This is a genomic window from Rossellomorea sp. YZS02 (assembly GCF_033963925.1).
Taxonomy (GTDB): Bacteria; Bacillota; Bacilli; order Bacillales; family Bacillaceae_B; genus Rossellomorea.
The window spans coordinates 43,834-64,826 of sequence record NZ_JAXBLY010000023.1; the positions used below are offsets into that span (position 1 = coordinate 43,834).

At 41.7% G+C, this 20,993-nt stretch carries 16 protein-coding genes and 1 riboswitch; of the genes, 13 read left to right on the top strand and 3 right to left on the bottom strand.

All coding sequences use genetic code 11. From position 1 onward, the window contains the following. The first annotated feature begins 49 nt into the window (after positions 1-49). Both SLH55_RS19845 and SLH55_RS19850 read left to right on the top strand, forming a co-directional pair. Positions 50-595, top strand: coding sequence for a GNAT family protein (locus SLH55_RS19845; RefSeq protein WP_320324313.1), 546 nt, complete (start codon positions 50-52; stop codon positions 593-595). 111 nt (positions 596-706) lie between these two features. Beyond that, entirely contained in the window at positions 707-1,519 is an 813-nt protein-coding gene (locus SLH55_RS19850) for a YihY/virulence factor BrkB family protein (RefSeq protein ID WP_226677626.1), read from the top strand. A gap of 54 nt (positions 1,520-1,573) precedes the next feature. On the opposite strand, the gene SLH55_RS19855 is transcribed toward SLH55_RS19850, so the two are convergent. Next, positions 1,574-2,965: a peptide MFS transporter gene (locus SLH55_RS19855; protein WP_320324314.1), complete on the bottom strand. Its 1,392-nt coding sequence runs from the start codon at positions 2,963-2,965 to the stop codon at positions 1,574-1,576. A 422-nt stretch (positions 2,966-3,387) separates the two neighbouring features. On the opposite strand from SLH55_RS19855, the gene SLH55_RS19860 reads away from it, so the two are divergent. From SLH55_RS19860 to SLH55_RS19870, 3 genes are all read left to right on the top strand, one after another. Continuing rightward, the gene (locus SLH55_RS19860; protein WP_320324315.1) at positions 3,388-4,443 is read left to right on the top strand and encodes a M42 family metallopeptidase; all 1,056 of its coding nucleotides are present in this window, start codon (positions 3,388-3,390) and stop codon (positions 4,441-4,443) included. Between the two features lie 186 nt (positions 4,444-4,629). Beyond that, complete coding sequence (locus tag SLH55_RS19865) at positions 4,630-6,105, top strand: UDP-N-acetylmuramoyl-L-alanyl-D-glutamate--2,6-diaminopimelate ligase (protein WP_320324316.1); 1,476 nt, start codon at positions 4,630-4,632, stop codon at positions 6,103-6,105. A gap of 115 nt (positions 6,106-6,220) precedes the next feature. After that, positions 6,221-7,300 carry a GGDEF domain-containing protein gene (locus SLH55_RS19870; protein WP_320324317.1) on the top strand — a complete coding sequence of 360 codons (1,080 nt, stop codon included), beginning with the start codon at positions 6,221-6,223 and terminating at the stop codon, positions 7,298-7,300. 29 nt (positions 7,301-7,329) lie between these two features. Here SLH55_RS19870 and SLH55_RS19875 read toward each other — a convergent pair whose 3' ends face one another. Further along, positions 7,330-8,547, bottom strand: coding sequence for a NupC/NupG family nucleoside CNT transporter (locus tag SLH55_RS19875; protein ID WP_219169302.1), 1,218 nt, complete (start codon positions 8,545-8,547; stop codon positions 7,330-7,332). Between the two features lie 171 nt (positions 8,548-8,718). On the opposite strand from SLH55_RS19875, the gene SLH55_RS19880 reads away from it, so the two are divergent. The 4 genes from SLH55_RS19880 to nhaC all read left to right on the top strand — a co-directional run bounded on the left by SLH55_RS19880 (position 8,719) and on the right by nhaC (position 13,863). After that, entirely contained in the window at positions 8,719-8,952 is a 234-nt protein-coding gene (locus SLH55_RS19880; protein WP_219169300.1) for a YueH family protein, read from the top strand. Positions 8,953-9,155: 203 nt separating this feature from the next. Continuing rightward, a complete protein-coding gene (locus SLH55_RS19885) occupies positions 9,156-10,724 on the top strand; it encodes a peptide chain release factor 3 (RefSeq protein WP_219169298.1) in 1,569 nt (522 codons plus the stop codon). A gap of 251 nt (positions 10,725-10,975) precedes the next feature. Next, entirely contained in the window at positions 10,976-11,971 is a 996-nt protein-coding gene (locus tag SLH55_RS19890; RefSeq protein WP_320324318.1) for an EAL domain-containing protein, read from the top strand. Positions 11,972-12,456: 485 nt separating this feature from the next. After that, complete coding sequence (nhaC, locus tag SLH55_RS19895; protein ID WP_219169294.1) at positions 12,457-13,863, top strand: Na+/H+ antiporter NhaC; 1,407 nt, start codon at positions 12,457-12,459, stop codon at positions 13,861-13,863. A 61-nt stretch (positions 13,864-13,924) separates the two neighbouring features. On the opposite strand, the gene SLH55_RS19900 is transcribed toward nhaC, so the two are convergent. Continuing rightward, positions 13,925-14,797, bottom strand: coding sequence for a hypothetical protein (locus SLH55_RS19900; protein ID WP_219169292.1), 873 nt, complete (start codon positions 14,795-14,797; stop codon positions 13,925-13,927). A gap of 201 nt (positions 14,798-14,998) precedes the next feature. On the opposite strand from SLH55_RS19900, the gene SLH55_RS19905 reads away from it, so the two are divergent. The 4 genes from SLH55_RS19905 to SLH55_RS19920 all read left to right on the top strand — a co-directional run bounded on the left by SLH55_RS19905 (position 14,999) and on the right by SLH55_RS19920 (position 20,958). Continuing rightward, positions 14,999-18,058 carry an efflux RND transporter permease subunit gene (locus SLH55_RS19905; protein ID WP_320324319.1) on the top strand — a complete coding sequence of 1,020 codons (3,060 nt, stop codon included), beginning with the start codon at positions 14,999-15,001 and terminating at the stop codon, positions 18,056-18,058. Between the two features lie 109 nt (positions 18,059-18,167). Further along, complete coding sequence (locus tag SLH55_RS19910) at positions 18,168-19,256, top strand: SDR family oxidoreductase (protein ID WP_320324320.1); 1,089 nt, start codon at positions 18,168-18,170, stop codon at positions 19,254-19,256. 201 nt (positions 19,257-19,457) lie between these two features. Then, positions 19,458-19,919, top strand: a complete 462-nt coding sequence (locus SLH55_RS19915; RefSeq protein ID WP_320324321.1) for a hypothetical protein — start codon at positions 19,458-19,460, stop codon at positions 19,917-19,919. A gap of 61 nt (positions 19,920-19,980) precedes the next feature. Further along, positions 19,981-20,075, top strand: a riboswitch (yybP-ykoY riboswitch). A gap of 97 nt (positions 20,076-20,172) precedes the next feature. Next, positions 20,173-20,958, top strand: a complete 786-nt coding sequence (locus SLH55_RS19920) for a TerC family protein (protein ID WP_219169284.1) — start codon at positions 20,173-20,175, stop codon at positions 20,956-20,958. The last annotated feature ends 35 nt before the right edge of the window (positions 20,959-20,993 follow it).

The following is a 20,993-nucleotide window of genomic DNA, read 5'->3' on the forward strand; positions in this document are numbered from 1 at the left end:
GAAACATGTTAAAATTAGAACAATTTAGAAATCATGCGAGGTGAATGATATGGAGAAGGTGTTCCTTTCTACCAAGTTCTATTTTCGACGTTTAATGAAAGAAGATTGGAGGGATGTTCATGACTATGCATCCCTGGAAGTGGTTTCAATGTTCCAGAGTTGGGGTCCGAATAATGCGCTGGAGACAATGTCATATGTTGATGACGTCTTAAAACATGAAAAAGTGGTTCCGCAAAGCAGGTATGTACATGCACTGGTTGATGGTGGGGTCGGAAGAGTGATCGGTGCGGGTGAGATTAACATCAATAGCTTTAAACATCGTTCCGGGGAGATCGGCTACATTCTTCATCCCGATTATTGGGGAAAGGGCTTAGGAACACTCGTAGCGATGAAATTGGTCGATAAGGGGTTCTCAGAATTAAATCTCCACAGGATTTCAGCTACTTGTGACCCTCAAAATATTTCTTCCCAAAAAGTGTTAGAAAAGGTCGGGATGACTCTTGAGGGAAGGATTCGCCATCACATGAAAATGAATGATGGTTGGAGAGATTCATTTTTATATGGGCTACTGGAAGAGGAGTGGAGAAAAGGGTAATCATGCACATAACATCTTTAACGGAATGCTGTGCAAAGTGGTTTAAATTGGATTGAATTGCAAATTAAAGGGGAAAATAAGAATATCCTTTCTTTATTAGGAGTCTAGATTATGAATTTTATGCACCATTCAAAGGCAGTTATCATTCGATTTTTCAAGGAGCGTTTCTTTGATCATTCTGCACAGTTGGCATATTACTTACTCTTATCCATCTTCCCTTTTTTGATTTCTGTGTTTTCATTGATCAGTTTTCTTCCCATATCCGAAACCAATGTGTTGCTTCTGATCAAGCCTTTTGCACCTGATAAATCATACGCGATCATTCAAAGCAATATTGAACGGATCCTTTACGACCAAAGAGGGGACGTTTTGTCCATTTCGATATTCTTTACCTTTTGGCTTTCGTCAATGGCTGTTCAATCGATGGTGCGTTCACTTAACCAGGCGTATCGTATTGAAAGGAAGAAGCCGTTTATCATCGCATTGTTTTATGATCTCTTGCTGACTGTCGGATTTATGATTCTTATCTCATTCTCCCTCATTGTTCCGGTAGTAGAGGAGTATATCCGTCATGCACGATTTACAGAAGGTAAGATTAATGGGGATTGGAGTCAGGCGTGGGTGATTGGTAAATGGGGGCTGAGCTCAGTCTTTATGTTCCTACTTTTCGTTTTTCTTTATATGGTCGTCCCAAGTAAGCGTATATCATTTCTTCATGTCATTCCTGGGGCTCTGGTTGCGACTTTCGGGTGGCAGGGAGTTTCCTGGATTTATGGAACGTATGTTAAATTGAATGATTACTCACAGTTTTACGGACAGTTGGGAAGTGTCATCACGTTGGTGGTCTGGTTTTATATTTCATCGACCATCCTCTTAATCGGGGGTTTGTTGAACGGTAGCATAGCGGAGAAAACGCTGAAATAGAAATCGCTTGGCTCGAAGCCAAGCGATTTTTTCTACTATGAGTACCTTTTCCCTTCACACCTGTCCCTCTTCTTTCATCATAACGACAAGCTTCTTTGATATGGTTAATAATACAAGGCCCAGGATAATGGCTGCAGCTCCAATGACAGCGAAAATTTCTAAATAACCCAAGGTTGCTGTGAGTGAAGCCAGCTGTCCAGCGAGGAGACTCGCCACTCCAATGGCAGCCATCCATACTCCCATTAGAAGCGACGCAATCTTAACAGGTGCTACTTTACTGACTAATGACAATCCTACAGGTGAAAGGAACAGTTCTCCAAGCGTATGAAGCAAGTATGTGAATATGATGAATAACAAGTTGGCTTTTTCCGTGATGTTCTGTTCATCGGAACCGGTCTGCATGACTGCGGGAATGAGGACCATGAACCCGAGACCCAAGAGGATCATCCCGATACCCATCTTTGTCGTCATATTCAGGTCTCCTCTTTTAGATCGTGATAGACGCAACCATACGCCTGAAAGAATCGGAGCGAGGATCACGATGAACAGGGGATTCACAGATTGGAACCAGGCAACAGGTATTGTGTAACCGAATACTTCCCGGTCAATAAAGTTCTTTGTGTAAAGGGTGAATGAACTTCCTGCCTGCTCAAATCCAGCCCAGAAAAATACGACGAAACAGGCTAGAATCAGGATGGCCGTTGTCCGCTGCTTTTCCTTCTTGGACAGTGGAATATTTCGGTCTTCATTTGCTTCTTCTGCCAGTTGTTTATTTGGTCTCAGCCCAACGGTTCCAAGATATTTGTTGTTCAATGAACTAAAGATGATCTGTCCGGTGATCATCCCTATGGAGGATGCAAGGAATGCCCATTTGAATCCGTAATGCATCGTTCCATCCGTCATGGTAGTGAGAAACAGGTCTTCAGCAAGGTAGCCGGCAATGAGTGGTGCGAATAGTGCACCAAGGTTAATGCCCATATAAAAAATGGTAAAGGCTGCATCTTTGCGTTTATCATTCCGTGGGTAGAGCTCACCGACGAGCGTCGAAATATTCGGTTTGAAAAATCCATTTCCAAGGACGAGGAGGGCAAGTCCCCCATACAAACCGATTTGGGAGTGGGTAAGGAAAATGGTGAAGTCTCCGCATGCCATTGTGATTCCACCAATGGTTATTGCCTTCCTCAATCCGATATATCGATCAGTCAACCACCCTCCCAAAATAGGAGTGAAGTATACACTGCCTGTATAAATACCATAGATGGACAAGGCCTTTGCAGGATCGACACCCAAGCCCCCGCTTACAAAAGCGGTTGTTAAATATAGAACCAGAAGGGCCCTCATTCCATAGTAACTGTAGCGTTCCCATAACTCAGTGAAGAACAACAGATATAAACCCTTAGGATGTTTCTTGCCTTGAGGTAAGCTGTCTAACGTTGATGAGTTCACTCTATCACTCCTGTCTTTAATCATTGTGATTCGTTTCGGTAGAAAAGGGAGCAGAACTTTTTTACAAATCCTCTCATAGTATTCCCGTTCTTTTCATAGGCATGTACAAAAAGGGGCGGTGAAAAATGTGTTTAAAGGATGTTTATATTGTGGCCACTCATCGTTAACGGAAAATGAGTTATTTATGAGGGAGGAATATGGAAGTGAACACGTGATGTATCCAAAAGGACAGAAGCTGGGGGGGAATGTCGTTTTCCTCAGTTGTGATGAGTGTGGATTTCTGCATCCTTTTCATGAGGGAAAACGGAAGAGATTTGAAAGGAACTTGAATAAAACCAGGAACATCCGCTGGAATATTCGGTGAAGAAGATTTGTAGTTATCTGACTAAAGACGATATAATAACGGAAGGGGGGGGAGTTAAATGAATACATATCCTGATACGAAGAAAACCATTCAATTGATAAAGGAACTTGTGGAAATTCCAAGTCCTTCAGGTAATACGAATAAAATCATGAGTTTTGTCGAGGAATATCTGTCAGATTTACATTTAGAGATGAGAAGGAATAGGAAGGGTGCCCTTATCATCACATTACCTGGCGAAGATACAGAAAGACACCGCATGCTAACTGCGCACGTAGATGCACTCGGTGCCATGGTCAAGGAAATAAAGAACGATGGCCGGTTACGCTTATCCATGATCGGTGGTTACAGATGGAATGCTGTGGAAGGGGAGTACTGCCAGATTGAAACTTCTTCAGGAAAAACATTCAGTGGAACCATTCTCATGCATCAAACATCCGTTCACGTTTACAAAAATGCAGGCGAAGCGAAACGAGACGAAACAAATATAGAAGTACGGATTGATGAAAAAGTGCGTAATGCCAAAGAGGTGAGGGAACTTGGCATTGAAGTGGGGGATTTCGTATCATTCGACCCCCGTGCTGAAATTACAGACAGCGGATTTATTAAATCCCGTCATCTGGATGATAAAGCGAGTGTAGGGATGCTCTTACAATTGATACGCCACATTCAATCTGAAGGCGTGACGCTTCCATATACGACGCATTTCTTGATTTCGAACAATGAGGAAATCGGTTATGGAGGGAATTCGAATATTCCTGATGAAACGATTGAGTATTTGGCTGTCGATATGGGGGCAATCGGCGACGGGCAAAGTACGGATGAATACTCGGTCTCCATATGCGCGAAAGATTCAAGCGGACCATATCACTACGGACTTCGCAAGCATCTAATTTCACTGGCAGAAGAGAATGCCATCGACTATAAGGTCGATATTTATCCTTATTACGGTTCAGATGCTTCAGCGGCGATCCGCGCAGGTTTTGATATTGTCCATGGTTTGATAGGTGCGGGAATCGACGCATCTCATGCCTATGAACGGACACATGAGTCTTCGATCCTTCACACTGAAACATTACTTTGGCATTATGTGCAATCTAAGATGGTCATTGAATGAACAAGGAGTCTTCCGTCATCCGTACTATGGGTGATGGGGGGCTTTTTTGGTTTCAATCGCGCAAATCTTGGGTAAGGTGACATTTGTGTGAGAAAATTTAGTTCTTAGTTTAGGAGGTATTTCTCTTATCAAAGCTAAGATGATAAGATAAAATAAAGAAACAATCTAACTAAATGAGGTATAAGAATGATTACATATAATCTGTTAGAAAGCATGAAATTAAAAACGATCTACGGTGAACTCCCTTCTGCCATCAGCGATATTCACGTTGACTCAAGAAAAGTGACTGACGGCACCATGTTTGTCTGCACTAGAGGATACACAGTGGATGGGCATGACTTTGCAGCAATGGCCGTTGAAAAAGGGGCCACTTTGATAGTGGCGGAAAAACAACTGGATATCGATTTAGAAAAAGCGGCATTAGTCGTAGTGAAGGATACATTCAAGGCGCTTGCTCAATTATCGAATAAATTCTATAATTATCCATCACAAAAACTCACTGTGTTCGGAGTGACAGGGACCAACGGGAAGACTACGGTCAGCAATTTGATCCACTCCATCCTGAAAAGCTCAAATCAACGCTCAGCATTATCAGGCACCATCGGTTTTAATCTTGATGGGGAGATGCTTCCAAGTGAAAACACGACATGCGACAATTTAACAAATCAGCAGATGATGCAAAGTGCGTTAGACAGGGGAATAGATAACTTCACACTTGAGGTATCCTCTCATGGCTTGGCTCTTGGAAGATTATGGGGGATCGACTTTGATGTGGTTGCCTTCACAAATCTGAGTCATGATCATCTGGATTATCATGGAACGATGGAGCATTATGGTTACGCAAAAGGTCTTTTATTCTCCCAATTGGGTCAGGACCTTCAAAATCCAAAGTATGTCGTGCTGAATGCAGATGATGAATGGTATCATCGCTACAGCTATATGACACCACATGAAGTCATCAGCTACGGATTGGAAGAAAACGCAGACTTCAGAGCTGTCAATGTCGAATACTTCAATGATTTAACCAGGTTCACATTAACTTCTCCCGAAGGAAGCTTCGATGTGGAAATGAAACTTTTAGGAAAATTCAATGTGTATAATGTATTGACGGCCATCGCTTGCCTTTATGCAAGGGGAATGGAAATATCCAGGCTCGTAGAGATTGTCCGTGATCTTCCTCCTGTAAATGGTCGGATGGAGAAGGTAGAGATGAAGGCGCCGTTATCTGTTTATATCGATTACGCCCATACTCCTGATGCCATCGAGAATGCCATACAATCAGTGCTCCCGTTTAAGGAGAAAAAAATCATCTTTCTTGTAGGTACCGGAGGAAACCGAGACAAGTCAAAGAGACCGACCATGGCAGAAAAAGCATCGTTGGCGGACTACGTCATCTTAACGACAGATGACCCACGATATGAAGAATACGACAGCATCCTGAATGATCTTGAAAAAGGGATGCAGCATGAACAATATGCCCTCATAGGTGATCGTGCAGAAGCAGTTAAGCATGCAATCGAAGTGAGTGAACCTGGAGATATCATCATCTTTGCAGGAAAAGGACATGAGGATTATCAAATCATCGAAAATACAAAGTATCCTCATAGCGATAAACAAATCGCCATAGAAGAGAGCAAGATGAAGTACGGGATAACTGAATAACGTGATGGGAGACAGACCACTAAAAAGCGGTCTGTCTTTTTTTGATAACGATAGACGAAATTCACAATCTTTGGTAAATTTAAACTATCTATTAAATGATGAAAGAATGACGCTAATGAAATTTTCATTATACTTGAATGATTATGAAACTGAAAAATTGTTTTCAACTTTAAGGTGGTTGTTCGTCTTGATTGCCACCCTATTATTTTACGTTCCTCCTTTTTCAGAAAATATCTCCACCAATAAGACGGTCTTCCCTTATCTGTTGGTATCCGGAGTATTGTATATGCTGGTGACTCAAATAGCCTTGATACGGGCAAGGGAGGACAAGCGCAGTCTGAAATTGATTCTGAAAGCGGGTATCGTTTTCGATTATCTGGCACTGATCTGGCTGATGTTCTTATCAGAAGGGATTCATAGTCCGCTTTATCCGATTTCCATATTATTCGTGATGCACGCGACGATTTATTGGAGAACAAAGGGGGCGCTGATTTCACTTGCAGCATTTAGCACAGCTTACATTGCGATGGGATTAGTGACTGTTGACATCACGGAATTTCACGAATATTTCACATTGACATTCAATCTGTTTTTTCTTTGGATCATTGGATTATTCGGTGCATTGATCATGCTGAGGGAGCGTGCCCAGCATGTTCAGAAAGAGGCCTATCATCATCTCGCCCATAAAGATTACTTATCAGGTTTATTAAATCACCGTTCGTTTCAGGAGAGGTTCAGAAGCAGGCTGGAACAAAATCAATGCTTCAACTTACTGATTGGTGATATAGATGATTTTAAGAAAGTGAATGATGAGTATGGTCATTTAACAGGTGATGATCTCATTCGTAAGGCAGGTGACGTTTTCCGTATTCACGCCGAAACTTATAATGGTCAGGCATTCAGGTATGGTGGAGAGGAATTCGTATTTATATTGCCGTACATGGAAGACAGTATCCTTGAAAGGTTTCTATACGTATTATACGATCGGTTAAAGGAGTTGGAGCCACTCCCTATCTCCATGAGCTTTGGTCATGCTCAATCTTCTGAAACCGCTGAACCCGAGAAATTGATTGCTCTTGCAGATCAAAGGCTCTATGTAGCCAAGAAATCAGGTAAGTGCAGGACTTGTCTGACAAATGACAAATTATTCATACCTGAAAATGAAATCCAAAATGAAAAAGAAGCGTGCCGTTAACGGCACGCTTCTTTTTTGATGAAGAGATATTATATGAACATTCCTGCAATGGCAGCACTTAATAATGAAGCAAGTGCACCTGCTGCGACTGCTCTTAATCCCAAGCGGGCAATATCTCCTCTGCGGTTCGGTGCAAGATTACCAAGTCCGCCAAGTAAAATCCCAAGTGAGGAAAGATTGGCGAAGCCGCATAATGCAAATGAAATAATCGCAACTGTTTTATCGGATAGGTTCCCGATCTCCGGAGCGAAAGCTGAATAAGCTACAAATTCATTAATGACAAGTTTTTGCCCAATGAAGTTTCCTGCTGTAACCGCTTCATGCCATGGTACTCCGATTGCGAAGGCAAGTGGTGCAAATACGTAACCAAGAATAAGCTGAAGTGAAAGGCTGTCAAATCCAAACCATCCACCAACCAATCCAAGTAATCCATTAATCAACGCAACTAACGCAATGAATGCAAGAAGCATCGCACCGATGTTTAAAGCTAATTGCAGCCCGACACTTGCACCGTTTGCAGCAGCATCAATCACATTGGCGGATTCCGAATCCGCTTCCATTTCAAACTCTTCAGGTTCAGGAGAATCATCTGTTTCAGGAACAAATAACTTGGCCATTACGAGACCAGCAGGAGCAGCCATGAAACTTGCAGCAAGCAAGTATTCCAAGGGAACTCCTAACAGAGAATATCCAACAAGGACTGAACCCGCGACAGATGCCAATCCTCCCGTCATGACGGCGAAGAGTTCTGATTCAGTCATCTTCGATAAGAAAGGTCTTACAACTAAAGGCGCTTCCGTTTGTCCAACAAAGATATTGGCAGCGGCAGACAATGATTCCGCTTTCCTGGTACCCAATAGTTTTGACAAACCTCCACCTAGAATCTTGATGAAGAATTGCATGATTTTAAGATAATAAAGGACTGAAATTAAAGCTGAGAAGAAAATAACGACTGGAAGTACATTAAATGCAAAAATGAACGCTATGTTAGATTCTTCAGTGTAAAGTCCACCAAACAGGAATGTGATACCCTCGTTGGAATAATTGATGATGGCATTCACCACTTCGGTCAAACCTTTAAGGGCGCCCTGTCCCCAAGACGTCTTTAATACGATAAAAGCGAAAAATAACTGTATGGCAAGCCCACCAAGGACTGTTCTGACATTAACCCGCTTCTTGTTCTTAGAAAATGCAAAAGCAATTCCCATTACGACAATGATTCCCATGATACCCCATAAATATTGCACTTCTTTCACCTCTTCGATAAGTATGATTGAAACTTGATGCTTTCGGTTTTTTATTTTACAATTCTTTCAGACGTCTGACAACCTACAAATGCAAGATTTGTCGAAAGTTGTACGGACAACAGTGTCGTTAGTATGCGCAAATACAGCGTTTTCATGAAAGGGGATACAAAAATGAAGATCAGAAAAAATTTTTTGGAAGGAATGGAACAAAAAGTATTTATTTATGAAAATAAGAAAGAAGAGTTTTTCGTCATTGCTGTTCCAGATATCCAATGGTCTTATTCATTTACATATGAAGAGGAACATATGCAAACGAAATTAATGCAATCTTTAAAGGAAAGGATCGCACCTGAGACAGCCGAGATCCTAAGTTCCCGTATCCTTCAATGGACAGCTGAGATGTAGAAGAAGGCTCACTGCGCATCCCTGAGGAAAGCAAGCACCTCTCGCTGTAAACAACCACTACTCGCCACATGCATGAACAACAATGTTTTCGAAAACAGCCTTTAGAAAAGATTCAGCCTTAGCATGGCACTGATTCTTTGTTGCATTGTTACTTTAGAACGAATATGATGAGAAAGTGAGAATGACGAGAAAGGATTTTATGAATGAAAATAGACTTTATACAGGAAGTTCAGTCGAGACGGACTTTCGCCATCATTTCCCACCCGGATGCCGGGAAAACAACTTTAACAGAGCAGCTTCTTCTATTCGGAGGAGCGATTCGTGCAGCTGGAACAGTTAAAGGAAAGAAATCAGGAAAGTTCGCTACATCTGACTGGATGGAAATCGAAAAGCAGAGGGGGATTTCGGTTACTTCTTCTGTTATGGCATTCGATTATAATGATTATCGTGTAAATATCCTGGATACTCCTGGTCATCAGGACTTTTCTGAAGATACTTACAGAACATTAATGGCTGTAGACAGCGCTGTTATGATTATTGACTCAGCAAAAGGGATCGAAGCCCAGACGCTTAAACTCTTCAAGGTTTGCCGAATGAGAGGCATTCCAATCTTCACCTTTATCAACAAGCTTGACCGCCAAGGGCGGGAGCCGTTGGAATTATTGGAAGAGCTTGAAGAAGTATTAGGAATTCAATCTTATCCGATGAACTGGCCGATTGGTATGGGTAAGGAGTTTTTAGGGATTTATGACCGCTTCCATAACCGAATCGAAAAATTCCGTGTGGAAGAAGACGATCGATTTATTCCTTTAAATGAAGAAGGCGAAATAGAAGGAGAGCATTCGCTTAAAGATAGCAATCTTTATCATCAAACACTGGAAGATGTATTACTTCTGAATGAAGCGGGTAATCAATTTTCACGTGAAAGGATTGCAAATGGGGAGCTATCTCCCGTGTTTTTCGGGAGTGCATTAACCAACTTTGGGGTACAAACATTCCTTGAAACCTATTTGGAATTTGCACCTTCTCCCCAGCCAAGAAATTCTGACGCAGGTGAAATTGAGCCGACGGCAGAAGATTTCTCGGGCTTTGTATTTAAAATTCAAGCCAATATGAATCCAGCTCACCGCGATCGAATTGCATTTGTACGGATTTGTTCAGGTCAATTCGAGAGAGGAATGACAGTTAACCTTTCCCGAACAGGAAAGTCCATAAAGCTTGCTCAATCCACTCAGTTTCTTGCAGATGACCGCAGTACAGTAAATGAAGCAGTCAGTGGGGACATCATAGGGGTTTATGACACGGGTACGTATCAAATCGGTGATACACTCGTCCAAGGGAAGCAGGGATTTCAATATGAAAAACTGCCTCAGTTTACACCGGAACTCTTTGTCCGTGTAACTGCAAAGAACGTAATGAAGCAGAAACACTTCCAAAAAGGGATTCTTCAACTCGTTCAAGAAGGTGCGATTCAATACTATAAGACCCGCACAGAAGATATCATCCTTGGAGCAGTTGGACAACTGCAATTTGAAGTATTTGAGCACAGAATGAAAAATGAGTACAATGTTGATGTGAAAATGGAGCCAATCGGATCTAAAATTGCCAGATGGATTGAAAATGAAGAAGATGTCAAGGAATCCATGTCCAGCTCCCGCAGCATGTTGGTAAAAGATCGTCATGACAATTTGGTTTTCTTGTTTGAAAATGATTTTGCCATGAGATGGTTCAATGATAAAAACCCTGATATTCGATTATACAGCTTAATGTAAATGAGTGAAGGCACCCCTCTGTTCCAGGAGGGGTGCTTTTGATTATAACTGGATTCCTTCTCACTTACGTTAATGAACCGATACTATACATATTTTTACAAATATCAAGTTATTTTTTCCTAAAATAAAGGGATATTCCTGGCGTTTTTTGGGTTAAAAGAATTAGTATGTGGGTATGGGTATTTTATGCAGTTTGATTGAAAGGAAGAGTGATGTAAATGGAGTATGCTTGCAAAAGCTGTGGAGTACAGATGGAATATCATGAGAAAGGATTCTTTTTCTTACATAATGAACGACCCCATCCAGTTCCGTTGACTGGAAACTTTCAAAAGGCGGGACCAAACACATATGCATTTCAATACGACGACCTGAATGAACTTTACGGGAGACTCTCAAGCATAGAATCATTGATGACTAGTGATGGATGGAGCTGCAGTATAAATTGTTCAAGGCAGCATGGAGCGTTCCTCCCTGCAAGGAAGTTCCTTCATTTGATTAAACATAGAAAGATGGTAAACGTCATACAACAGGGTGAGTTCAAGAGTCATCTTCAGCCCATCATTGCTCTTGATGATTTCAGTTTGTATGGATATGAATCTCTCTTACGTGCAGATAATGGCATAGACAGGATCAATCCAGCCGAGTTATTTGAAGTCGCATCTCTAACCGGCTTTCATTCCATGTTGGATCAGAAAGCAAGGAAATCAGCAATCGAGTGCAGACAAGGTCAAATCGAACCAGGGACGAAGAGTTTCATCAACTTTCTCCCTTCGACCATATATAACCCTGAATTCTGTTTGCGACATACCTTCAAGATTGTGAATGAATGCGGTGTGAACCCCAAAGACCTTGTATTTGAAGTAGTTGAAACTGAAAAGATTGATGATGTAAATCATTTGCGTTCTGTTCTTGACGTATATAAACGAGAAGGTATGAAAGTGGCTCTTGATGACGTGGGTTCAGGTTTTGCAACAGTCGAAATGTTAACATTGCTTAAACCGGATTATGTAAAGATTGACCGATCATTTATCGATCACTGTGACCAGGTTGAACAAAATCAGGAATTTCTACGGAAAGTGATGAAGATTGCAGGGGAATTAGACATTCTCGTCCTTGCAGAAGGAATAGAAAGAAGAGAAGAACTGCTCTTTTGTAAAGATATCGGTATGCACTATGCACAAGGGTATTTCATTGGGAAACCAACCGAAGAAGCGCTGATGCCATTTGCTGAGTCCCAATTCGTTTAAGCTGTACAAGCCTCGCCCATAAATCGGGTGGGGTGTATTTTTTAGGGGAATTTAAAGCATTTCCTTGACAAATCATAAGAACGTGATAATATACTACTATAAAATACTTTAGTGCATAAAAGCTTAAAAGCGTTCAAGAGAGAAAGAATCGAAAATTTCTCTTAACGTTACAATCACATATTTGTCTTGAACAACGCAGTAGGAATCAGTTGGACAGCAATCAGAGACTGGACGTCAGGTGGAAGTCCAGGCCGGCTTAATTCTGAATTACATTGTTCCTAAACACTCCATGGTGTTTATAAAAAAGACAACCTTTATGAAGTGGGGATAAATGGAAAAGTATGGTTGACCAGGGCTTTTTCGTTTATTTCAATTAGGGTGGTAACGCGGAGAACTCTTCGTCCCTATCGGGGGATGGAGGGTTCTTTTTGTATTCCTTCATCCATTCGAACAATACAAATACATCTAGATAAGGAAGTGTTACAATGTTAAACATTAAAAGCGTTCATAAACCTTCTGTTCCTGAAGCGTCCGCTGTATTACTGGCAGTACTCGGAATCATTAGTGTAAGTATCATAGGTGTTGGGTCGGTCCCACACATCCCCATCATCCTTTCTCTCTTCTTTTTAATGGTTTATGGTCTTCTCCGCAAAGTGAAATTCAAGGAGATCGAGCAAGGAATGATCGCCGGTGCACAGGGGGGATTGGGTGCCATTTTATTATTTTTCTTTATAGGACTCCTGGTAAGCAGCTGGCTGATCAGTGGAACCATTCCCACCTTAATGTTTTATGGATTTGAATTTGTAACACCGCATTATTTTTATGCTATTGCCTTCTTGCTTACATCTTTAAGCGGGATAGTGATTGGGAGTTCACTTACTACAGCCGCGACCATCGGTGTTGCGTTGATCGGTATTGGTGAAGCTATGGGATTATCTATGGCCATCACAGCCGGAGCGATTGTTTCCGGGGCGTTTTTCGGAGATAAAATGTCTCCATTGTCTGATACTACAAATCTTGCTTCGTCCATCGTCAAAGTGGATCTCTTTACCCATATCCGGAATATGGCATGGACAACGGTTCCCGCCTTCTTCATTACACTGATTGTCTTTGCGGTCTTATCACCCGGGGATGGACAGGTGGATTTCGAACAGCTGAATGCTCTCCAGGAAGGGTTAAAGCAAACGAACCTGATTCATTTGTATAGTCTGATCCCAGTTCTGTTGCTGGTGGTACTGATCATATACAAAACTCCGGCGTTATTGACTCTTGCAATTTCAATAGCCGTCTCTGTCTTATTATCTTCTTTTCACGGGGCATTAAAGGTAAGTGAACTCTTCCAGGTGTTGTTCTCAGGCTACACCTCCAAGACTGGGGTGGAATCCGTTGACTCCCTGTTAACAAGAGGGGGAGTGAACAGCATGATGTTTACCATCTCACTCGTTATATTATCTCTCAGCCTTGGAGGATTATTGTTTAAACTCGGAATCATTCCGTCACTTTTGGATAAGGTATCTGCCATCATACAATCGGGGAGAAGAACGATTCTTTCAACTGCACTATCTGCTATCGGTATCAATCTTGTAGTGGGGGAGCAGTACTTATCCATCTTACTGACAGGTGAAGCATTTCAGTCTCAATACAAGAAGTTGGGACTCCATCCAAAGACCTTATCCCGCACGTTGGAGGATGCAGGTACAGTTGTGAATCCTCTCGTTCCATGGAGTGTGTGTGGTATTTTCCTGACAGATGTATTGGGTGTTTCAACACTTGATTATTTACCGTTTGCTGTCTTCTGCCTCATCTCGCCTGTCATAACCATCCTATATGGATTCACAGGTTGGACGATTGAAAAAGAACGAACCGACCGTAACCCTGTCATATCCAATTAATAAACATAAACCGAAAAGGACTGTCCTTGTGAATCAATTACTTCTAATGAAGAAGGTCGATTCACTTAAAGGACAGTCCTTTTCTCTGCAATTCGATATACGTGTCAAAATATTGCTTATAATAATGGCTCCCCAAACTCATCATAGTCAAATGAAAAAGAGGAAGTATAAATATCATCCAGTAACTTTCAAGGAGTAATCTACCCTCTTGAACCATAAAGGACTCGATCATAAAGAGAAAGAGGACGCTCCAAAAAATGGATTTCCAATCTCCCGGTCTGAAAAATATCACCAGGCAATAAAAGTAGGTGGTAAACCAGATATATATGGCATTGCCTGCAATCAAATCTCTGACAGGGTCAGAAAAATGATTCATCGGAATCATATAGAGCTTCAAAAGGGAAGAAAGAATCCAGGCTAACGAAAGCGTGACGGTTGAGAGGGCAAAGAATAACGTTATAAATTGAATATAATGATTGGAGCGGTATTCAAGAAACTTCCACCATGTTTTGGCCAGTATGACAGAAATGATGAGGAAGAATGAAGTATAATACGATTCCCACCAATGATGCTCATATAAATTTGTGTATATAAACCAGGTTTCAATCACGAAAAATACGCCGATGATGATGGCGATTCTACTTATAGTCGACCGATACAAAACAATATACGTAATGGCAACCGGAACTGAAAATGCTTGAGAGCTGATTGATCCCAATACGCTGTCATTGTAATTATTCGATAATATATGGGGATGATACGTATAGCTATTGAATAGGACAAAAATAATATATTCGAATACATATGCCAATCCGGAGATGAAAAGCCAGAACAGAATGATTTTAGCAGATATACGACGGTTTTTAACCACTATCATACATAATGCGAAAATGCTGAAAAGACTAAGGAAAACAAAGGGAACCCAGTTCGCCATTTTAATGCTCCTTACGTTACAGTATAAAAAATAGTGTACTCAGATAGGATGGAATTATTTATTACAATAAAATAATCGTGTATTTTATTCCTCAGACGCTTTAATATTGAAGGATCTTCCTGAAGAGACTATAGTTAACAGTAACTGCTTCCAAAAACAAAACGAAGAGAACGATATAGATATAGAAAGGGGAGCATTTCATTGAAGATTAGTGATTTTTCCATACGTCGTCCTGTTTTTACTATTGTCACGATGCTGCTTATCCTTATTTTGGGAGGGGTCTCACTCCTTAGGATACCATTGAAACTCATACCAGACCTGAATCCACCCGTAGGGGTCGTGGTGACCAATTATCCGGGAGCAGGCCCACAGGAAGTGATGGAAAAGGTAACGAAGCCCCTGGAAGAAAGTTTGTCTACCCTGCCTGGGATGAAAAATATCCAATCGACTTCAAGGGAAGGCTCAAACTTCATTCTTCTTGAATTTTCATGGTCGACATCGATTGACGACATTGAAAATGATGTCCTGCAAAGATTGGACCAAACCCCACTTCCTGATGGAGCAGAAAATCCCAGGTTTTTAAAATTTGATCCTGCCCAATTCCCGATCATTCAGTTCTCATTGCGGGAAGAAGGGAAGGGCGATAATCTAAAAGCGCTATCAGAAAACTTGAAACTGGAGCTGACACGAGTCGAAGGTGTCGCCAATGTAAACGTATCAGGTTCATTACAAGATGAAGTGGTCATTGAATTAAATCAGCAGTCTTTAAAGGATAACCGGTTAAGTCAGGGAGATGTAGTCAATACCATCCGGGCAAATAATGTAACTGCTCCAGGTGATACGATAGACACAAATGGACAAACCCTGACCACAAGAGTTGTTAGCAAGCTTCAGTCCGTTGAAGAATTAAAGAATTTGGTCCTTCAGGTGAATCCTCAATCAGGTAAAAAGATCACACTTGCAGATGTCGCAACCGTGGAGAAAAAGCAACAGAATACCAATACGATCACCCGGGCTAATGAAGAGCCGGCCATCCTGTTCAGTGTTTTGCAACAATCAGATGCAAACACAGCTTCTGTTTCTAAAGCGTTTCAAAAGGAGCTGAATCGTCTCCTGGAACAGGATCAATATCAATCAATAAAAGCCGATGTCTTGTTCGATCAAGGCGATTACATTACTCAAGCGATTGGAAATATTGCCAATTCCCTCTTAATTGGCGGAGCCTTTGCCATGCTCGTTCTCTTTCTGTTTCTTAAAAATGTAAAAAGCCCTCTTATCATCGGGGTTGCGATACCTTACTCTGTCATCGTTACATTTGTTCTCATGTTCTTTGCTGATTTCGCATTGAATATAATGACTTTGGGGGCATTGGCTCTCGGCATAGGGATGCTCGTGGATAATGCGATTGTCGTTATTGAAAATATCTACCGCCATTTATCTCTTGGGAAAAGTCCAAGGGAAGCTGCCAGTATCGGGGCAAAAGAAGTGGGGGGTGCCATCACAGCATCAACACTGACGACGGTTGCTGTCTTCCTTCCGGTTGTCTTCATATCCGGTCTGCTCGGTGAATTATTCACAGAATTTGCCCTGACGATTTCATTCAGCTTATTGGCATCCCTCATTGTGGCATTGACGGTTATCCCGATGCTCGCAAGCAGACTTTTGAAAAAGCCTAAAGGGAATATGGAAGCGAAGCGAAGACGTTCCAAGAGCAGGAAGAATTTCGCCCGTTCAGTCAAATGGGCACTTCGTCATCGATTCATCGTGTTATTCATCACCCTTATTACCTTAGTAGCAGGGGGCCTCGGCCTTACAACGGTGGGAACTCAATTTTTACCACCTACAGATGAAGGTTTCTTCAACATGAGGGTCGAATTAGAAAATGGAGCATCTATTGATGAGACAAATAAAGTTGTAAAAGCAATTGAGGACAAATTGGAGAAGGAAAAGGATGTCGATGTATTCGTAAGTCTTGTCGGAACAACACAGGAAGAATCATTCAGAGGAAGTGCCAAAGGGAATATTGCAGAAATTTATGTGAAAATGAAACCTTTGAATGAGAGGGACCGTTCGATTTTTAGCTTTGCAGATGAAGCGAAGCCTGAAGTGGAACAAGCTGCGCAAAAGGTAAATCAATCTGCTGAGGTTTCTTTTAATCTACAGTCCACTTCCGGATCAAGTCCTCAAACCCTTACGTTTAATTTGAGGGATACGGATCAATTGCGATTGGATAAATCAGTCGATACTTTATTCACTTCATTGAAAGACATGAAGGATGTATCAGAAGTTTCGACAGATCAAATGGAGACTGTAAAAGAGGTTCAAATGAAAGTGAATAGGGAAAAGGCTCTTGAGCAAGGGTTGGCACCTGCACAAATAGGGAATCTTGTCCAGGATGTAACCCGTGGCGTGCTGACTACTCAAATGGTTACTGGAAATTCTGATGTCATTAATGTACTTGTTCAGTACGACCGGAATATTACCGAAAATCTTGATTCTTTGAAGAAACTCCTCATTCCGAATGGTCAGGGAAAGTACATTCAGTTAAATTCCGTCGTCGACTTTTCCATTGAAGATGGTCCTGTCAGCATCCAGAGAATCGACCAGCAGCATGCCGTTCAATTTACCCTGAAGTATACATCAGGAACCAATCTTGGGAGCATTTCAAAGGCAGTCGATAACAAAATAGAATCCTTGGACCTTCCAGATGAAACACTCGTTTCCTTCAGTGGGGACCGTGAGCTTCTTGAGGATTCGATTGACGACATGGTCCTTGCCCTTGGGTTAGCCATTGTGCTTGTGTATATGGTCATGGCGGCACAATTCGAATCATTTAAATATCCGTTTGTCATTATGTTCACCGTTCCTCTTATGGTCATTGGAGTAGCGATCGCCCTTAGCATTACACAAACTAGCATTTCGGCAATCATAGGGGTGATTGTCCTTGCTGGGATTGTTGTCAATAATGCAATCGTCATTGTCGATTACATCAATCAACGGAAAGAAGCCGGTGCCAGTAGCTTTGACAGCATCGTCGAAGCGGTTCAGGACCGGGCAAGACCTATCTTCATGACAGCCTTAACCACGATTCTCGGCTTATTGCCTCTCGCCTTGGGTATAGGGGAAGGTACGGAAATCAATCAACCAATGGGAATCGCGGTCATTGGGGGATTAATCAGCTCAACATTATTAACCATATATGTCATACCGATTGTATACAGCTTCTTTGATAAAGAAACAAGAAGAATGAAGAAGCCATAAGAATAAAAAACACAACGAGAGTTAACCCGAATGCTAAGTATTCTTCTCTTTAGAAGAGGTGCTTCAGAAGGAGGGTTGACTCTTTTTTTATTGAAGGGAGAGAGTAGAAATGAATAGAGGCGTGTATTTTATCACTGGATTTCCTGGTTTCTTAAGTCTGAATATTGTAGAGGAGTTACTGAGACAGAATAAAGCATCAAAGATATTCTTTCTTCACCTTGGCTCAATGAGAAAACAGGCGGAGGATTCCATTTGGAAACTGGAGTCCTTGTCAGAGGCTGAGTTAATCCTTGTCGAAGGGGATATTACCGCACCGAACCTTGATTTGTCTGTGGAAGACATCCATAAGATCAGGGATGAAGTGGAGTTTGTTTGGCATTTAGCTGCCATATATGATCTTGCCGTCCCTATGGACCTGGCACAGAATGTGAATGTAGAAGGTACACGACATGTGAATGAATTCTGTCAAACCATTAACGGGTTAAAGAGATATGTGTATTTTTCCACCGCTTTTATAGCCGGTTCCCGCAAAGGAGAAGTATTGGAAAGTGAATTGATTCGACCTGACCGCTTTCATAACTTCTACGAAAGAACAAAATTTGAAGCAGAAGTTCTTGTGGAAGGTTTAAAGGGAATACTCCCGGTCACCATCATTCGCCCCGGTATTGTAAAAGGACATACAGAGACGGGAGAAACAATAAAATTCGATGGCCCCTACTTTATCATGAACATGTTTAAACAATTATCCTTTCTCCCGTGGATCCCCTATTTGGGTGAAGGATCTTCTTTTATTAATATCGTTCCTGTTGAGTACGTCGTGAGGGCATCCGTTCATCTGGGTCACGAAGAGGTTGGGATTGGAAAGACGTATCATATCACCGATCCTGAGCCTCTGACCGTCAAGGAAGTGTATGAAAAGATATTATGGCACATGCTAAAAAAGAAACCAGTCGGAAAAATCCCTTTATCACTCCCCTATTGGGCACTCCGTTTTCGTTTGATTCGCCGCTATTTGAGAGTTGAACGAGAAGCATTGGATTATTTCACTCTACAGGGAAGATTCAATTGTCAAATGGCACAAGAAGATTTAAAAGGCACATCGATTCACTGTCCGACCCTTTCCAGTCAAATCGAGCACATGGTGGCCTTTTACCTCCAACATTCCTTAGATGAAAAGCTGCATGTGAAGATTGATTAATAGGGACAGATTCTTACAAACGTGCAAACAACGTAATAATTGGGAGAGATATGGTAAAAATAATAGGAGAAGCATCAATAGGAGGAATCTCAAGATGGCCATTTCCCTGAAGCGATACACAGACCGTTACATACACAGCTACCTCATAAAGCGCATGAATAGGGACGTCCGTCACCATTTATTTTCTTGCATGGGGTGCACATGAAGTCATCTATAACGAAATTAGAAGGAATTCTATGGAGTATCGCTCTGCCGGGTTTTCCTCAATTGCTTGTCGGTCTGTGGTTTAAGGGCGCATTATTTGTCATTCTTGAGATCATCATCAATGTCCAAAGCAATTTTAATTTAGGGATTATGTACAGCTTTTTAGGGGAGACACATAAGGCTGCAAGTGTCATTGATTATCAATGGCTGATGTTCTACCCTTGTCTATACATGTTTGCTATGTGGGATGCATATAAGCTTGCTGAAGGCTCGAAGTCGAGGTACAGTTTTTTGCCTTTTGTTATGTCAGCCTATATGGTGACTGTGGGTTTGATGTATTCCCCCAAAGTGTACATATTGGGTAAATTTATCGGACCGATCTTTTTACCTATATTGTTTGTCATTCCAGGTATACTGATCGGGCTTTTAATACGGTCCATCCTAATTCGATTTCATTAAATCTTATATCTTTACGAAGTCCCGGTTATGAGGTACAATAAGCGTATATAAATAACGTTTTCTACCTGTCAAAGGGGAGTAGCTATAGGTTCATACCTAAACAAAGTCGTCAATTCATGGTGTATGCCATCGGCTTTGTTGGCATATTTTTATGCTAAGCAAGACCTTTGCCTTATTTAGGCAAGGGTCTTTTTATTTTATAAAATTCCTTGCCTATTGGAAAGCTAACTATGTAATAGGAGGGACTATATGTATGGATGCTTCGATGTTGTTGGAATATGGCTGGGTCCTGCTGATATTGGTAGGTCTGGAAGGGATTTTAGCTGCAGATAACGCGGTTGTAATGGCTGTCATGGTCAAACATTTGCCGGTGGAACAAAGAAAAAAAGCGCTATTCTATGGGCTTTTGGGGGCATTTGTATTCCGGTTCGCTGCACTATTTCTCATTTCATTCTTAGTCAATGTGTGGCAGGTTCAGGCAATTGGGGCTATTTACTTATTTTACGTGGCCATCCATCATTTCATTAAGAAGAGAAAAGACACTGGGGATGTGGAGGCAGAGCCTGCGAAAGGTTCAGGCTTCTGGACTACTGTACTGAAAGTGGAGCTTGCAGATATCGCGTTTGCTGTGGACTCAATGCTAGCTGCCGTAGCTTTAGCCGTAACACTTCAACCAACAGGATGGTTTGATGTGGGTGGGATTGACGGAGGGCAGTTTATTGTCATGTTCCTCGGTGGTATCATCGGATTAGTCATCATGCGTTTTGCTGCGACTTGGTTTGTTAAATTATTGGAGAAATACCCTACTTTAGAATCAGCTGCCTTTCTGATTGTTGGCTGGGTTGGAGTGAAGCTAGCGGTGTTTACACTTGCACATCCTGATGTGGCGATTCTGGATCACCATTTCCCTGAATCCAAAGCGTGGAAGCTTGTATTCTGGAGCGTATTGATCCTGCTTTCTGTCGGAGGCTATTTATTATCCAGGAAAAAAGCAAAACAAACAGAAGCAGGAACTGAAGCAAAAGCGAAAGCTGAATAAATATGTTTAAAGCTAACAGAGAGTTTCTCTGTTAG

What these genes read in the sequence shown, in the direction of transcription:
- SLH55_RS19845 (WP_320324313.1), top strand. Translation starts at nt 50, where the DNA reads ATGGAGAAGGTGTTCCTTTCTACCAAGTTCTATTTTCGACGTTTAATG.
- SLH55_RS19850 (WP_226677626.1), top strand. Translation starts at nt 707, where the DNA reads ATGAATTTTATGCACCATTCAAAGGCAGTTATCATTCGATTTTTCAAG.
- SLH55_RS19860 (WP_320324315.1), top strand. Translation starts at nt 3,388, where the DNA reads ATGAATACATATCCTGATACGAAGAAAACCATTCAATTGATAAAGGAA.
- SLH55_RS19865 (WP_320324316.1), top strand. Translation starts at nt 4,630, where the DNA reads ATGATTACATATAATCTGTTAGAAAGCATGAAATTAAAAACGATCTAC.
- SLH55_RS19870 (WP_320324317.1), top strand. Translation starts at nt 6,221, where the DNA reads ATGAAATTTTCATTATACTTGAATGATTATGAAACTGAAAAATTGTTT.
- SLH55_RS19880 (WP_219169300.1), top strand. Translation starts at nt 8,719, where the DNA reads ATGAAGATCAGAAAAAATTTTTTGGAAGGAATGGAACAAAAAGTATTT.
- SLH55_RS19885 (WP_219169298.1), top strand. Translation starts at nt 9,156, where the DNA reads ATGAAAATAGACTTTATACAGGAAGTTCAGTCGAGACGGACTTTCGCC.
- SLH55_RS19890 (WP_320324318.1), top strand. Translation starts at nt 10,976, where the DNA reads ATGGAATATCATGAGAAAGGATTCTTTTTCTTACATAATGAACGACCC.
- nhaC (WP_219169294.1), top strand. Translation starts at nt 12,457, where the DNA reads ATGTTAAACATTAAAAGCGTTCATAAACCTTCTGTTCCTGAAGCGTCC.
- SLH55_RS19900 (WP_219169292.1), bottom strand. Translation starts at nt 14,797, where the DNA reads ATGGCGAACTGGGTTCCCTTTGTTTTCCTTAGTCTTTTCAGCATTTTC.
- SLH55_RS19910 (WP_320324320.1), top strand. Translation starts at nt 18,168, where the DNA reads ATGAATAGAGGCGTGTATTTTATCACTGGATTTCCTGGTTTCTTAAGT.
- SLH55_RS19915 (WP_320324321.1), top strand. Translation starts at nt 19,458, where the DNA reads ATGAAGTCATCTATAACGAAATTAGAAGGAATTCTATGGAGTATCGCT.
- SLH55_RS19920 (WP_219169284.1), top strand. Translation starts at nt 20,173, where the DNA reads ATGGATGCTTCGATGTTGTTGGAATATGGCTGGGTCCTGCTGATATTG.